Source organism: Rothia mucilaginosa (assembly GCF_001061665.1).
Classification (GTDB): Bacteria; Actinomycetota; Actinomycetes; order Actinomycetales; family Micrococcaceae; genus Rothia; species Rothia mucilaginosa_A.
Map to the genome: position 1 here is coordinate 301,205 of NZ_JVSP01000002.1, position 13,181 is coordinate 314,385.

Below are 13,181 nucleotides of genomic sequence, written 5' to 3' on the forward strand. Positions count from 1 at the left end.
CCAAGCATCAACCACACAGGAAGAAGCTCCATGAGCGAAACTCTTACCGGGTGCGAGAAAACCGAGCCTACCTCGACGAAGGTACCGGTCGAAATCTCCACCACCCGCCCCAAGCCCGGGCAGATTACCCTCAAGGCCCCGCGCCGCACGAAACCGCCGAAGCATATTGCGGATTTCGACATGGCCGGCCGCCGTGAATTTCTGAAGGAACTGGGTTACCAGCCCTTCCGTGCGTCCCAGCTATCGAAGCACTACTTTGAGCGTTTGGTGACCGACCCCGCCGAGATGACGGATCTGCCCGCCAAGGAACGCGAGCAGATGGTCGCGCAGGCCATGCCCCGACTGCTGACTCCGGTACGCACGCTGGAAGCAGACGGTGGGGATACCATCAAGGTCGTGCACCGCCTCTTTGACGGTGCCCTGATTGAGTCGGTCATTATGCGCTACGACAACCGCGTGACCATGTGCATCTCCTCGCAGGCCGGATGCGGCATGAACTGCCCCTTCTGCGCCACCGGCCAGCAGGGCCTGACCCGTAACCTCTCCACCGCCGAAATTGTGGAGCAGGTGGTGGCCGGCGCCCGCTACCTGAAGCAGATGAAGGGCCTTGAGGAGGCCGAGGGCGGTAGCGAAGACACCCGTCCGTTGCGCGTTTCCAATATCGTGTTCATGGGTATGGGTGAGGCGCTCGCTAACTACAAGTCGACGATGGGCGCCATTCACCGCCTGATTGATCCGGCTCCGGAGGGCCTGGGTATCTCGGCGCGCGGTCTGACCATGTCGACCGTGGGCCTGGTGCCGGGTATCCGCAAGTTCGAGATGGAGAAGCTGCCCATCACTCTGGCGCTGTCTCTGCACGCGCCGGATGATGAGCTGCGTGACGAGCTGATTCCGATTAACCAGCGCTGGAAGGTCGACGAGACTCTGGACGCCGCCTACGACTACTACCGCACGACCGGTCGTCGCATCTCGATTGAGTACGCGCTGATTCGCGATATTAACGATCAGGGCTGGCGCGCTGATCTGCTGGGCAAGAAACTGGCGCAGCGCGGCCGCGGTTGGGTACACGTGAACCCGATTCCGTTGAACCCGACCCCGGGTTCGAAGTGGACGGCTTCTCGCAAGGGCGTGGAGCAGAACTTCGTGGAGCGCCTGCGTACCCACGGTATTCCGACGACGATTCGCGATACTCGCGGTTCCGATATTGACGGTGCATGCGGCCAGCTTGCTGCTAAGGAAGAGGAAGAGTAGCAGACGTGTGGACGGGGCGGTGCCCCTCCTCCTTGAAAAATGTCAAGGCGTTTTTCGGGGACTTGCTCGGGAATGAGCCGGGTGAGGGGGCCGCCCTTCTGTCTTCCGCGGAGTCGTGATATGCGGGATGCTTTACCTCTTGGCATTGCGGGTTAAGTGCCAGATGTCATAAATATCACGGTTGTTTTTAAAGATGATTTGCCGTAGAGTTATGAGTTGGTTGTTTATGCCGGTGTTAAGTGCGCCTTAAAACGCCTGCACCTCACCTCGGTGAGCTCATAAACAGAAGATACATTTGTCCGACGCAACTGCGCCGGGCACCGACGTTAGCGGAGGATATGGCTAAGAAAGACGGCGTCATCGAGATCGAAGGCTCTGTGGTTGAAGCTCTGCCCAACGCGATGTTCCGTGTTGAGCTGGACAACGGCCACAAGGTTCTCGCACACATCTCGGGCAAGATGCGTCAGCACTATATTCGAATCCTGCCTGAGGACCGAGTGGTAGTGGAACTGAGCCCCTACGACCTTTCCCGAGGTCGTATCGTCTACCGTTACAAGTAAACCCGAGATAAACGTCGCCCACCGGCGGCGTTTAAATCGTGTTCAAAGGGATAAATAGTTCCCCAACGTAAGTGAGGGAACCTCTTATCTCGCCAGTAATCAAGTTGCAATCAAAAGGAATGCGATGAAGGTCAAGCCGAGCGTTAAGCCGATCTGCGATAAGTGCAAGGTGATCCGCCGTCACGGTGTGGTCATGGTGATCTGCGAAAACCCGCGCCACAAGCAGCGCCAGGGCTAATCCCTAGCAGCTGACTTCATAACCGCCTACGGGCGGAATTGTCATAGGCACCGCTCCGAAGTAGCGTCCAATGTGGCGACTTCGGATACCTCCGGACTCAGAGGCCGGGGACCGGGACAGAACAACCCGGGCAGTGATGCTAAAGACCTCTGGAAAACAACAAGGAGAAGCCAGTATGGCACGTCTCGCTGGAGTTGATATTCCCCGCGAAAAGCGCGTGGAAGTTGCTCTCACCTACATCTACGGCGTGGGTAAGACCCGTGCACACGAAACCCTCGCTGCTACCGGCGTCAACCCTGACACCCGCGTCAAGGACCTGACCGACCAGGAGCTCGTGGCACTTCGTGACTTCATCGAAGGCAACTACAAGGTTGAAGGTGATCTTCGCCGCGAGGTTGCAGCTGACATTCGCCGCAAGGTCGAAATCGGCTCCTACCAGGGCCTGCGCCACCGCCGCGGCCTGCCGGTTCACGGTCAGCGCACCAAGACCAACGCACGTACCCGTAAGGGCCCGAAGCGTACCGTCGCAGGTAAGAAGAAGTAAGACACGTTGCTCTGTTGGGTATCTCTACCCGACCAACGTATTAGTAAACCTTTGTAGGAGAATCAAAAATGCCTCCCAAGACTCGCGCTGCGGCAGCTCGTAAGACCAACCGCCGCAAGGTTAGCAAGAACATCGTTGCTGGTCAGGCTCACATCAAGTCGACCTTCAACAACACCATCGTCTCCATCACCGATCCCACCGGTGCAGTGATTTCCTGGTCCTCCGCTGGCGACATGGGCTTCAAGGGCTCCCGTAAGTCCACCCCCTACGCCGCTCAGCTGGCTGCCGAGGCCGCTGCAAACCGCGCCAAGGAGCACGGCGTCCGCAAGGTCGACGTCTTCGTCAAGGGCCCCGGTTCCGGTCGCGAAACCGCAATCCGTTCCCTGCAGGCTGCAGGCCTCGAGGTCGGTTCGATTCAGGACGTTACCCCCGTTGCACACAACGGTTGCCGTCCTCCGAAGCGTCGCCGCGTCTAATTAGGTTTCGGCCTAATCCCTCGACGGGTACACTCCACGGAGCGTACCCGGAGAGCACAGACACCCGTCTGCTTCCTAAGATATGTTTTCCCCAACCTGTGGGCTCATATAGCGGAGCTCACCGAAAGGAAACAAAGTGCTCATTGCACAGCGCCCCACTCTGACTGAAGAGGTCGTAGCGCCCAACCGCTCGCGCTTCACCATCGAGCCTCTGGAGCCCGGTTTCGGCTACACCATGGGTAACTCCCTCCGCCGTACTCTGCTGTCCTCCATCCCTGGCGCCGCTGTTACCAGCGTCCGCATTGATGGTGTACTGCACGAGTTCAGCACCGTTCCCGGCGTGACCGAGGACGTCACCGAGATCATCTTGAACATCAAGAAGCTCTCCATCTCTTCTGAGAACGACGAGCCCGTCGTGGCCTACCTGCGCAAGCAGGGCGAAGGTGAACTGACCGCAGGCGACATCGAGGTTCCCGCTGGCGTGGAGATCCACAACCCGGAACTGCACCTGGCAACCCTGAACGCCTCGGCAAACTTCAACGCTGAGCTGGTTATCGAGCGCGGTCGCGGCTACGTGACTGCAGCTCAGAACAAGGTCGGCGATGGCGAGATTGGCCGTATCCCGGTTGACTCCATCTACTCCCCGGTTCTGAAGGTTACCTTCAGCGTGAACGCGACCCGTGTTGAGCAGCGCACCGACTTCGACAGCCTGACCCTGGACGTCGAAACCAAGGAAGCCATCGCACCGCGTGACGCCGTTGCTTCTGCAGGCAGCACCCTGGTCGAGCTCTTCGGCCTGGCCCGCGAGCTGAACATTGCAGCTGAGGGTATCGAAGTTGGCCCGTCGCCCGCCGACGAGTCCATGGCCGCCGATCTGGCCCTGCCGATCGAGGACCTGAACATGTCCGTCCGCTCCTACAACTGCCTCAAGCGCGAGGGCATCCACACCGTGGGTGAGCTCGTGACCCGCAGCGAAGCTGACCTGATGGACATCCGTAACTTCGGTGCTAAGTCCATTGACGAGGTTAAGGCAAAGCTCACCGAGCTCGGCCTGGCCCTGAAGGATTCCCCTCCCGGCTTTGAGCCCGCCGCACGCCCGCTTGATGACGAAGACGGTTCCGGCGAATAATTTCGGCCGAATAGTTCACCCGGTTCTCCCGGGATCAGTCAAACTTGATTCCCTAAGAGGCTCCGCTGCTGGGGCGTTAGGGAACGCAACTATGGAGAAATAACTATGCCTACTCCCACTAAGGGTCCCCGCCTCGGCGGTTCCCCGACCCACGAGCGCCACATGCTCAACAACCTGTCGGCGCAGCTGTTCCAGCACAAGCGCATCACCACCACCCTGACCAAGGCAAAGCGCCTGCGTCCGGTGGCTGAGCGCTTCATCACCTTCGGTAAGAAGGGCGACCTGGCTGCTCGCCGTCGCGTGCTGCGTTCGATTGCCGACAAGTCCGTCGTGCACGAGCTCTTCACCGTCATTGCTCCCGCAATGGCAGAGCGCCCCGGTGGTTACACCCGCATCATCAAGATCGGTAACCGCAAGGGTGACAACGCTCCCATGGCTGTCATCGAGCTCGTGATGGAGCCCGTAGCATCCAAGGGCGCCGTTGCCGAGGCAACCAAGGTTGCTGAGAAGGCAGCAGAGGCTCCCAAGGCTGAGGCCCCCAAGGCTGAGGCTGCTGAGGGTCAGCCCGCCGGTTCCCACGCACCCCTGGAGTCCGGCGAGGCTCCCGAGGGCTTCGAGGTTAAGGGTAACGCCGACTCCATGAAGTACCACGTGCCCGGTTCCCGCTGGTACTCCAGCACCAAGGCTGAGATCTGGTTCGACTCCGCTGAGTCTGCAGAGGCTGCAGGTTACGCCCCCGCCGGTGGCGCAGCAGCTCAGAAGGTGTCCGAGTAATTCGGATTCCTCTGACGTAGGCCTAGCCTAAATATTGCCGATCCGCCGTCCGCTTCTGCGGGCGGCGGGTCGGCGTATCTACATCTGACCGAAGCATCATGGAGCTACTTCCACGAACGTACCGACCGTCGAAAGGCATTTATGCTCAACGTATCAGAGGGCGTACCCGAAAATAGTTCCGTCGAAAGGCCCCTGGTGGCTGCACATCGCGTGCGCATTGATTGTGCCTACGACGGTTCGCTCTTCAGCGGCTGGGCGGCTCAGCCACACCTGGTTACTGTACAGGGTGTGCTCGAGAGCGCGCTGGAGCTTATTCTGCGTAGCCCGCATCGTGTGGTGGTTGCAGGTCGTACTGACGCCGGAGTGCATGCCGAGGAGCAGACCGTACACTGCGACTTGACCGAGGCTGATTGGGATCGTCTGAAGGGACGTACCGGGGATGACGACCCTGCCCCCGCGCTGGCACGCCGCCTGCAGGGTGCTCTGAGGCGTTGCCTCTACGACGCGGAGGAACGCCTCGGCCTTCCAAAAAACCTGGCCGGTATTCTGCAGGGGGCGATTCAGGTGCACTCGGTAAGCGAGGTGCCTTTCGAATTTGACGCACGTTTTTCAGCCACGGGCCGCTGCTACGTGTACCGCATTGCTGACGGGAGCGCTAACGGCGTGAACCCCCTGCACCGCACCTACACCTGGGCTGTTGCCGAGCCGCTGGATTGTAGGCAGCTCAACGAGGCCGCAACCCAGCTACTGGGCCTGCGAGATTTCCTTTCTTTCTGCAAACCGCGCGAGGGCGCGACCACGATTCGTGAGCTACGGGAGCTGAGCTTTAGCCGCAACGATAGCGGGATCATCGAGGTGCGGGTAGTTGCCGACGCTTTTTGCCACCACATGGTGCGTTCCCTCGTTGGCGCCCTGGTACTGTACGGTACGGGTAGGCGCGATGCGGCTTGGCTGCGTGAGCGGATTGAGAATCCCGGGCGCGAGGCATCGCTGACTCTGGCACCTCCGCATGCCTTGGCTCTGGCGGAGATTTACTACCCGCATCCCGAGCTTTACGGAACGCAGGCAGAGAGGGCTCGCTCTCGTCGTGAGGAAAGTGAGCTGACCTAGCAATGACGTTCAACGCAGGGGAGGGAAAGAGAGGGAGAGGGACCTTCACCTGGCCGCCGGGCCCTAAGCTCCTCCATTCGAATTACACGGATGGAATTTAAAACGTGTTTTAAGCCAAAAACCCCGATTTTTAAGGTGAAGGCGGTGGATTAAGGCCGTCCCGTCCTGTATAGTCTTGATATGTTGTGCGTGTTCTACCCGAGCGCGCTCTAACCGCTGTCTAGTTGCAGGACGTTAAGGCGGTCTAGAGTACGGGCAGAACGGGCGGCAGCTCGGTCCTCACCCGGGTGTTCGTCATGCACGTAAGTAAAAGGCGCGATACCCAACTAAGCGCCGTATGTACATTTCGAGACAAAGGCCAATATTTTGCGCACTTATACTCCTAAGCCCGGCGAAGTCGAGCGCCAGTGGCACGTCATTGACGCCACCGACGTTGTTCTCGGCCGCCTCGCAAGCCAGACCGCTATCCTGCTGCGCGGTAAGCACAAGCCGACTTTTGCTCCCCACGTTGACACCGGTGACTTCGTTATCATCGTGAACGCTGAGAAGGTCGCCCTGACCGGTGCAAAGCTCGAGCAGAAGCGTGCATACCGCCACTCGGGTTACCCCGGCGGTCTGAAGTCCGTGAACTACGCAGAGCTGCTTGAGACCAACCCCGTTCGCGCGGTTGAGAAGGCTGTCAAGGGCATGCTGCCCAAGAACAAGCTTGCTGCACAGCAGCTCAAGAAGCTGAAGGTCTACGCTGGCCCCGAGCACCCGCACGCGGCACAGCAGCCCAAGACCTACGAATTCAACCAGGTCGCCCAGTAATTCGGGCCTACGAGAAACAATAGGAGAAATCGTGGCTCAGAACGAAGAGCTGATCGTAGTCGAGGAAGAGCTGACCAGCTACACCTCGGAGTCCGCTGCTCCCGCAGCGGCTAAGGCAGCACGCCCGGCCCTGACTGTTGCAGGCGCAGCAGTTGGTCGCCGCAAGGAAGCAGTGGCACGCGTTCGCGTTGTGCCCGGTTCCGGCAACTGGACCATCAACGGCCGTAGCCTGGACGACTACTTCCCCAACAAGCTGCACCAGCAGGACGTCAACCAGCCCTTCAAGCTCCTCGAGCTTGAGGGCGCATACGACGTCATCGCACGCATCAACGGTGGTGGCCCCTCCGGCCAGGCAGGTGCTCTGCGCCTGGGTATCGCTCGTGCACTGAACGAGATCGACCGCGAGAACAACCGCCCCGCACTGAAGAAGGCTGGCTACCTGACCCGTGACGCACGCGTCATTGAGCGTAAGAAGGCTGGTCTTAAGAAGGCACGCAAGGCTTCGCAGTTCTCCAAGCGTTAATCGCTGGTTTTCACGAAGCGTTACGCCCCGTCTCTCCCTAGAGAGCGGGGCGTTTTGCGTACCCGGATTGAACTCTGAGAACTGGGGGAGGAACTGGGGTCTCGTCTGCTCCACCGAGAGCTCTCGGACGATTTCCTCTCTAGGGTATAGGGTGCCCCTAACTGTTACGTTTGTTCATCGAAGAGCACACCGGTAGAGTTAAAGAGTCAAAGCAGACAGGAAGAAAAGAGTACTCATGGCAGAGCAGAATCCCTCCACCCAGCCCGAAGAGAAGGCAGTGGAGGCTCCTCAGACTGAATCCCACCACCATGCCGCTGAAGGCGCACACGCACACACCGGTTCTGAGAAGAAACAAGCCATCAAGGAAGCCCTGAAGCCCCAGGCACGCCGCACCTCCGTTGTCGAGGACTACTCGGCAGAGCTGGACGAAATGGCTTCCCTTACCCGCGCCCTCGGCAAGGACAAGAAGGACGACGAAACCTCGCAGGCATGGAAGAAGGGCTACCCCTACGACACCAAGCTCAGCCGTAAGGCATACGAGAAGGAAAAGCGCGCCCTGCAGATTGAGCTGCTGAAGCTGCAGCTCTGGGCGAAGTCCACCGGTCAAAAGATTCTGATTATCTTCGAAGGCCGCGACGCAGCAGGTAAGGGCGGCTCCATCAAGCGCTTCACCGAGCACCTGAACCCCCGTGGCGCTCGCGTTGTGGCGCTGGAGAAGCCGACCGACATCGAGCAGACCCAGTGGTACTTCCAGCGTTACATCAAGCACCTGCCCTCCGGCGGCGAAATCGTCCTGATGGACCGCTCCTGGTACAACCGTGCCGGTGTTGAGCGCGTGATGGGTTACTGCACCCAGGCACAGTACTTCGAGTTTATGCGCGAAGTTCCGGACCTGGAGCGCATGCTGGTGAACTCCGGTATCCACATCATCAAGTTCTGGTTCTCCGTCACCCGCGAAGAGCAGCTCGCACGCTTCACCTCCCGCCGTACCGACCCGGTTCGCCAGTGGAAGCTTTCCCCCACCGACCTGGCATCCCTGGACAAGTGGGACGACTACACCGCGGCAAAGGAAGCAATGTTCTTCTACACCCACACCGGTGACGCCCCCTGGACCGTTATCAAGTCCAACGACAAGAAGCGCGCACGTCTGGAAGCAATGCGTTACGTGCTCTCCCAGTTCGACTACCCCTCCAAGGACGAGGCAGTCGTGGGCGAGCTCGACTCGCTGATCGTTCGCTCCGCATCCGACGTTTTTGAGGATGAGTCTGGCGACTCGCCCGACGGCTTCCCCGTCGTCAAGTAACCGGCACATCGGTCTAAAAGGCTGAGGTGTTGCCCTCATCGGTGCGAACCTTCGGGAAAGCCTTTAGCCGCAATCCGTACCATACTGCACATAGAATGTCCGTTCCCGTTCCCTTATGGGTCGTGAACGGACATTCTGTTGTGCGAGGAGAGGAAGTAGCTCTTAAGCATCTATCGAGATGACGAAAGGAACTTCCGCTCTAGTTTGGGGCTGAGAAGCAACTACGAACGCACTGAAAATCACTATCTCATCTCGAAAAAATGCGGTGTATGGGCGCGGAGAAACTTACGCGCATCGTAAAATAAAAGGGTGACTGAACGACTTTTTGGAACCGACGGCGTACGCGGTCTGGCAAACGATGTAATTACCCCCGCCCTCGCTATGGAGCTCGCTCAGGCGGCCTCTATTGTGCTGGGTTTTGACACGGTAGAAGAGGGCGTACGTCCCCGTGCCGTGATTGCAAATGACTCCCGATCCTCTGCAGACTTTATCGTCTCTGCGATGAAGGCTGGTTTCGCTAGCGCAGGCGTTGACGTGCTGGATGCCGGTATCGTCCCCACCCCCGCAGCAGCCTACCTGGTGGCGCACACCGGTGCCGACTTCGGCGTGATGATTTCTGCATCGCACAATCCCGCAGCGGACAACGGCATTAAGTTCCTGGCCCGTGGCGGTCAGAAGCTGGAGGACTCCGTTGAGGACGCTATCGAGCGCGTCTACCGCGAGAAGGCCTTCCGCTACCCGACCGGTGGCGCTGTGGGCACCGTCAAGCCCCTGGAAAACGGTACCGAGGCCTACGTGAAGCACCTGGTCTCTACCCTCTCTGAGGACAAGCCCCTGGCCGGTCAGAAGATTGTTCTGGACTGCGCAAACGGTGCGGCCTACGCGGCATCTCCGGCTGCTTTTGAAGCACTGGGCGCCGAGGTCATTGCCCTGGCTGTTAATCCCGACGGTACCAACATCAACGACGGCGTGGGCTCCACCCACCCCGAGAAGCTGCAGGCAGCCGTGGTTGAGCACAGCGCGAACCTCGGTATTGCGCACGACGGCGACTCCGACCGCTGCCAGGCAGTGGACGAGAAGGGCAACCTGGTGGATGGCGACCAGATTATGGCAATTCTTGCCGTTGCCGCCAAGCGCGAAGGCAAGCTCGCCAAGGACACCCTGGTTGCAACCGTGATGAGTAGCCTGGGCCTGGAACTGTACCTGCGCGAGCACGGCATTAACCTTGAGCGCACCGCCGTGGGTGACCGCTACGTCCTCGAGTCGATGCGCGAGCACGGCTACAACCTGGGCGGCGAGCAGTCCGGCCACGTCATCATGAGCGACTACGCCACCACCGGTGACGGCGTGCTGACCGGTATTCAGCTGGCCGCAGAGGTGGCTCGTAGCGGCCAGACTCTTTCCGAGCTGGCAGCCCGCATGCAGCCCACCCCGCAGCGCCTGATCAACGTCAAGGGCGTTGACCGTGCGGCGGTCAAGACCAACGAGGCACTCGCCACCGCCGTGAGCGAGGCTGAAGGCGTACTGGGTGAGAGCGGCCGCGTGCTGCTGCGTGCATCCGGCACCGAGCCTCTGGTTCGCGTGATGGTTGAAGCTGCAACCCAGGAACAGGCCGATGAGGTTGCTCAGCAGCTGGCTGACGTCGTGGCTAAGGAACTGGCACTCTAAACGTATTCTCTTCCGGCGCGAAGACCGGAATGGAGGATAGAGAAAGGGCTGGGAAGGTAACACCTTCCCAGCCCTTCTTCGTTATCTTGGGCGGGGGAGGGGGGACGAGGATACGGAAAACCCCCGTATCCACAGGGGATACGGGGGTCTAAAAAATTAGTGGTAGAGAGCAGAGAAATTACTTCTTTGCCAGAGCGTCGCGGATCTCCTTCAGGAGGTCAAGCTCGGTCTCTTCCTTTTCAATAGCCTCGTCTTCAGCCTTCTTCTTAGCCAGCGCGAGTTCAGTCAGCTTCTGAGTGGGCACAACAACTGCGAAGTACACAGCAACTGCAATCAGGATGAAGTTGACAATAGCGGTCAGGAACACGCCAACCTTGATCTGGCCGAAGACCAGGAAGTTGTCGAAGTTGGGGGAGCCAACCAGCATGGAGATAGCCGGCATCAGGACGGCCTGGACAAGCGAGGTCACCACAGCGGTGAAGGCGGTACCCATAATCAGACCAACTGCGAGATCGATGACGTTACCGCGGATTACAAAATCTTTAAAACCCTTAAGCATGAGATATAGAATAGCGCCTTTTCGCCTCAGAAAATGCCATATTCTGAGAAAATTTTCGTTGTAAAGCATGTGTTTTTCTTCACAGTGGTTCTGTGGTACCCAATACTTAAGGTCTAGGTCACATAAAGGTGAGTAAAAATCTCTGAAACCTGCGAAAAATCGCGGATTTACGCGGCGTGTACGCGAAAAAATATGCATCTACTGTGCCTATTTATTTCTGACACGGAAGCCAGAAATACGACACGCATCACCACTTGGCGCACCGACCAAAGCCGAAAGATTAGCCCAGACCCTAGCTCGCACTTGCATAATTGGGTGCCGCACCCGTACCGATAAACTCCTCAAAAGTCTTCGCACCCGAAGACACATACTCCTGAGCAATCTGCACACCCACATAACGGTAATGCCACGGCTCAAAACGATAACCGGTCACCGACTGACGACCATCAGGGAAACGCAAAATATATCCGTAACGCGGAGCATTCTTCACCAACCACTGACCAGCCAGCGTATCGCGGTAACACTCCTCCAGACGGCAACCCTCGGGGGAAGAAAAATCGATGGCAAGGCCCGTCTGGTGCTCCGAATAACCGGGACGGGCCGAAAGCTGATCCGCCAACCGCTGGCCGTTGACCGAAACCCAGTGCTGATAGGTCTGTTGCTGCACCGCGTAGGAGCGGTACGCGCTCGAGACCGTGAGGGTGACGCCCTCGGCCTTGGCCGCATCCATCATGGTGCGCGCGGCCCGCGCGGCCTCTGCCCGCAATTGTTGACCCTCGAAATCCACGAGGTCGTTCGGCTCCCAATCTATCTGGGCGAAGGGGCGCATCTTATTCACCATGCAACGCAAAGACTCGGGCGATGACTCCACGCTCGGACGAGCAGCCGCCAGAGAGGCAGAGGCAGTCTGCGATTCTGACGGAGAACCGCTCGGCGTTGCGCTCGGAGAATCCGACAGCGTGGCGCTCTCGGTTGGGGTAGCGGAGCCTTCAGCAGGTGCAGAAGAGGCAAGGGGAGAAACGCTCGGCGACGAGGCAGGGGAAGAACCCGTAGAAGACGCAGAAGAGCCCTCGGAGCCCCGGGTGCCACAGGCGGCCAGCAGGGCCGCACCGGCAGACCCCAACGCCACGCTCAGAGCGGCGCGGCGGGTCATGATGCTGTTGTGAAAAGGCGAAGAGTGGTGATGATGCGGGTGCGGTCCCACGGTAGCTCCTGAAGATAACTATTCGTACGTATTGTGTTAGGCGGGGTGGACTAATTCTTGCGCAAAAGAACCTGATCCACCGTATGCTCCGGACCTTTCTGAAGAATAAGGTGGGCGCGAGCACGGGTGGGCAATATATTTTGTACGAGGTTTGGCTCGTTCACGCTTTTCCAAATACCCGTTGCTACCTCAACGGCCTGCTCATCATTAAGCTCGGCATATCGCTTGAAATAAGACTCGGGATTCGTAAAAGCGGAAGAACGCAAGGCCAGAAAACGGTCGACGTACCAGCGCTCAATATCCTCGGTGCGCGCATCCACGTAAATGGAAAAATCAAAGAAATCGCTGAGGGTCAGATCGGAGGTTTCGGGGCCCTCCGCGTGCGAAGGAGCCAGGACATTCAGACCCTCGAGGATAAGGACATCCGGGGCGGTTACCTCAATGCGCTCGTCGGGGATGATGTCGTAGTACAGATGCGAATACTTCGGTGCCGTGACACGCTCAGCGCCCGCCTTGACCCTAGAAACGAACTCCAGCAGGGCTCGACGATCGTAGGACTCCGGGAATCCCTTGCGGTGCATGATGCCGCGTCGCTGCAACTCCGCCTTGGGGTATAGAAATCCGTCCGTCGTCACCAGCTGAACGTTTGGAGTGGAGGGCCAGCGGCTCAAAAGCGCTTGTAGGATGCGTGCCGTGGTTGATTTTCCCACGGCGACCGAGCCCGCCACGCCGATAATAAACGGTACCCTGCGCTGGGACAGATGCAGAAAATCGTTCGTCATGTGGTTTAGGGAAGACGCCGCGGTGACGTAGAGGTTCAGAAGACGTGAAATAGGTAGATAGATACGCCGAACCTCCTCGAGGTCAACTGTTTCGCCCAGGCCGCGCAGGGACTCAATCTCCTCTGCGCTGAGGGGAACGGAAATCTCATCGGCCAGGTGCGACCAGCGAGAGCGGTCGAGACGCATAAAGCGGTCATCGCCGGAAAAATACGGTGCGGAGCTCATTTATACAAGTGTACGAACTTTACGT

At 58.9% G+C, this 13,181-nt stretch carries 15 protein-coding genes; 12 read left to right on the plus strand and 3 right to left on the minus strand.

Annotated features, from left to right (window positions below; genetic code table 11):
* The first annotated feature begins 30 nt into the window (after positions 1 to 30).
* From rlmN to glmM, 12 genes are all read left to right on the plus strand, one after another.
* On the plus strand, positions 31 to 1,251 hold the full coding sequence (rlmN, locus tag ADJ95_RS01625; RefSeq protein WP_049331934.1) for a 23S rRNA (adenine(2503)-C(2))-methyltransferase RlmN: 1,221 nt from the start codon (positions 31 to 33) through the stop codon (positions 1,249 to 1,251).
* Positions 1,252 to 1,589: 338 nt separating this feature from the next.
* Positions 1,590 to 1,811 carry a translation initiation factor IF-1 gene (infA, locus tag ADJ95_RS01630; protein ID WP_005505018.1) on the plus strand — a complete coding sequence of 74 codons (222 nt, stop codon included), beginning with the start codon at positions 1,590 to 1,592 and terminating at the stop codon, positions 1,809 to 1,811.
* A 124-nt stretch (positions 1,812 to 1,935) separates the two neighbouring features.
* On the plus strand, positions 1,936 to 2,049 hold the full coding sequence (rpmJ, locus tag ADJ95_RS01635; protein ID WP_004005257.1) for a 50S ribosomal protein L36: 114 nt from the start codon (positions 1,936 to 1,938) through the stop codon (positions 2,047 to 2,049).
* 175 nt (positions 2,050 to 2,224) lie between these two features.
* Complete coding sequence (gene rpsM / locus ADJ95_RS01640; protein WP_005505026.1) at positions 2,225 to 2,593, plus strand: 30S ribosomal protein S13; 369 nt, start codon at positions 2,225 to 2,227, stop codon at positions 2,591 to 2,593.
* Positions 2,594 to 2,661: 68 nt separating this feature from the next.
* Complete coding sequence (gene rpsK, locus ADJ95_RS01645) at positions 2,662 to 3,069, plus strand: 30S ribosomal protein S11 (RefSeq protein ID WP_005505028.1); 408 nt, start codon at positions 2,662 to 2,664, stop codon at positions 3,067 to 3,069.
* Positions 3,070 to 3,205: 136 nt separating this feature from the next.
* Complete coding sequence (locus tag ADJ95_RS01650) at positions 3,206 to 4,198, plus strand: DNA-directed RNA polymerase subunit alpha (protein ID WP_049331936.1); 993 nt, start codon at positions 3,206 to 3,208, stop codon at positions 4,196 to 4,198.
* A 105-nt stretch (positions 4,199 to 4,303) separates the two neighbouring features.
* The gene (gene rplQ / locus ADJ95_RS01655; protein ID WP_049331938.1) at positions 4,304 to 4,972 is read left to right on the plus strand and encodes a 50S ribosomal protein L17; all 669 of its coding nucleotides are present in this window, start codon (positions 4,304 to 4,306) and stop codon (positions 4,970 to 4,972) included.
* A 141-nt stretch (positions 4,973 to 5,113) separates the two neighbouring features.
* On the plus strand, positions 5,114 to 6,082 hold the full coding sequence (gene truA / locus ADJ95_RS01660) for a tRNA pseudouridine(38-40) synthase TruA (RefSeq protein WP_049331939.1): 969 nt from the start codon (positions 5,114 to 5,116) through the stop codon (positions 6,080 to 6,082).
* 366 nt (positions 6,083 to 6,448) lie between these two features.
* Positions 6,449 to 6,892, plus strand: a complete 444-nt coding sequence (gene rplM, locus ADJ95_RS01665) for a 50S ribosomal protein L13 (RefSeq protein ID WP_005505035.1) — start codon at positions 6,449 to 6,451, stop codon at positions 6,890 to 6,892.
* Between the two features lie 31 nt (positions 6,893 to 6,923).
* Positions 6,924 to 7,415: a 30S ribosomal protein S9 gene (gene rpsI / locus ADJ95_RS01670; RefSeq protein ID WP_049331941.1), complete on the plus strand. Its 492-nt coding sequence runs from the start codon at positions 6,924 to 6,926 to the stop codon at positions 7,413 to 7,415.
* A gap of 235 nt (positions 7,416 to 7,650) precedes the next feature.
* Positions 7,651 to 8,718: a polyphosphate kinase 2 gene (gene ppk2 / locus ADJ95_RS01675; protein ID WP_049331943.1), complete on the plus strand. Its 1,068-nt coding sequence runs from the start codon at positions 7,651 to 7,653 to the stop codon at positions 8,716 to 8,718.
* Between the two features lie 309 nt (positions 8,719 to 9,027).
* Complete coding sequence (gene glmM / locus ADJ95_RS01680; protein WP_049331945.1) at positions 9,028 to 10,386, plus strand: phosphoglucosamine mutase; 1,359 nt, start codon at positions 9,028 to 9,030, stop codon at positions 10,384 to 10,386.
* Positions 10,387 to 10,564: 178 nt separating this feature from the next.
* On the opposite strand, the gene mscL is transcribed toward glmM, so the two are convergent.
* From mscL to coaA, 3 genes are all read right to left on the minus strand, one after another.
* The gene (gene mscL, locus ADJ95_RS01685) at positions 10,565 to 10,945 is read right to left on the minus strand and encodes a large conductance mechanosensitive channel protein MscL (protein ID WP_049331947.1); all 381 of its coding nucleotides are present in this window, start codon (positions 10,943 to 10,945) and stop codon (positions 10,565 to 10,567) included.
* 292 nt (positions 10,946 to 11,237) lie between these two features.
* Entirely contained in the window at positions 11,238 to 12,149 is a 912-nt protein-coding gene (locus ADJ95_RS01690; RefSeq protein WP_049331948.1) for a M15 family metallopeptidase, read from the minus strand.
* A gap of 50 nt (positions 12,150 to 12,199) precedes the next feature.
* Positions 12,200 to 13,156 carry a type I pantothenate kinase gene (gene coaA / locus ADJ95_RS01695; RefSeq protein WP_049331950.1) on the minus strand — a complete coding sequence of 319 codons (957 nt, stop codon included), beginning with the start codon at positions 13,154 to 13,156 and terminating at the stop codon, positions 12,200 to 12,202.
* Positions 13,157 to 13,181 lie beyond the last annotated feature (25 nt).

Excerpts from the sequence above, each read along its gene's own strand:
- rlmN (WP_049331934.1), top strand. The coding sequence starts at position 31 with ATGAGCGAAACTCTTACCGGGTGCGAGAAAACCGAGCCTACCTCGACG.
- infA (WP_005505018.1), top strand. The coding sequence starts at position 1,590 with ATGGCTAAGAAAGACGGCGTCATCGAGATCGAAGGCTCTGTGGTTGAA.
- rpmJ (WP_004005257.1), top strand. The coding sequence starts at position 1,936 with ATGAAGGTCAAGCCGAGCGTTAAGCCGATCTGCGATAAGTGCAAGGTG.
- rpsM (WP_005505026.1), top strand. The coding sequence starts at position 2,225 with ATGGCACGTCTCGCTGGAGTTGATATTCCCCGCGAAAAGCGCGTGGAA.
- rpsK (WP_005505028.1), top strand. The coding sequence starts at position 2,662 with ATGCCTCCCAAGACTCGCGCTGCGGCAGCTCGTAAGACCAACCGCCGC.
- rplQ (WP_049331938.1), top strand. The coding sequence starts at position 4,304 with ATGCCTACTCCCACTAAGGGTCCCCGCCTCGGCGGTTCCCCGACCCAC.
- truA (WP_049331939.1), top strand. The coding sequence starts at position 5,114 with ATGCTCAACGTATCAGAGGGCGTACCCGAAAATAGTTCCGTCGAAAGG.
- ppk2 (WP_049331943.1), top strand. The coding sequence starts at position 7,651 with ATGGCAGAGCAGAATCCCTCCACCCAGCCCGAAGAGAAGGCAGTGGAG.
- mscL (WP_049331947.1), bottom strand. The coding sequence starts at position 10,945 with ATGCTTAAGGGTTTTAAAGATTTTGTAATCCGCGGTAACGTCATCGAT.
- coaA (WP_049331950.1), bottom strand. The coding sequence starts at position 13,156 with ATGAGCTCCGCACCGTATTTTTCCGGCGATGACCGCTTTATGCGTCTC.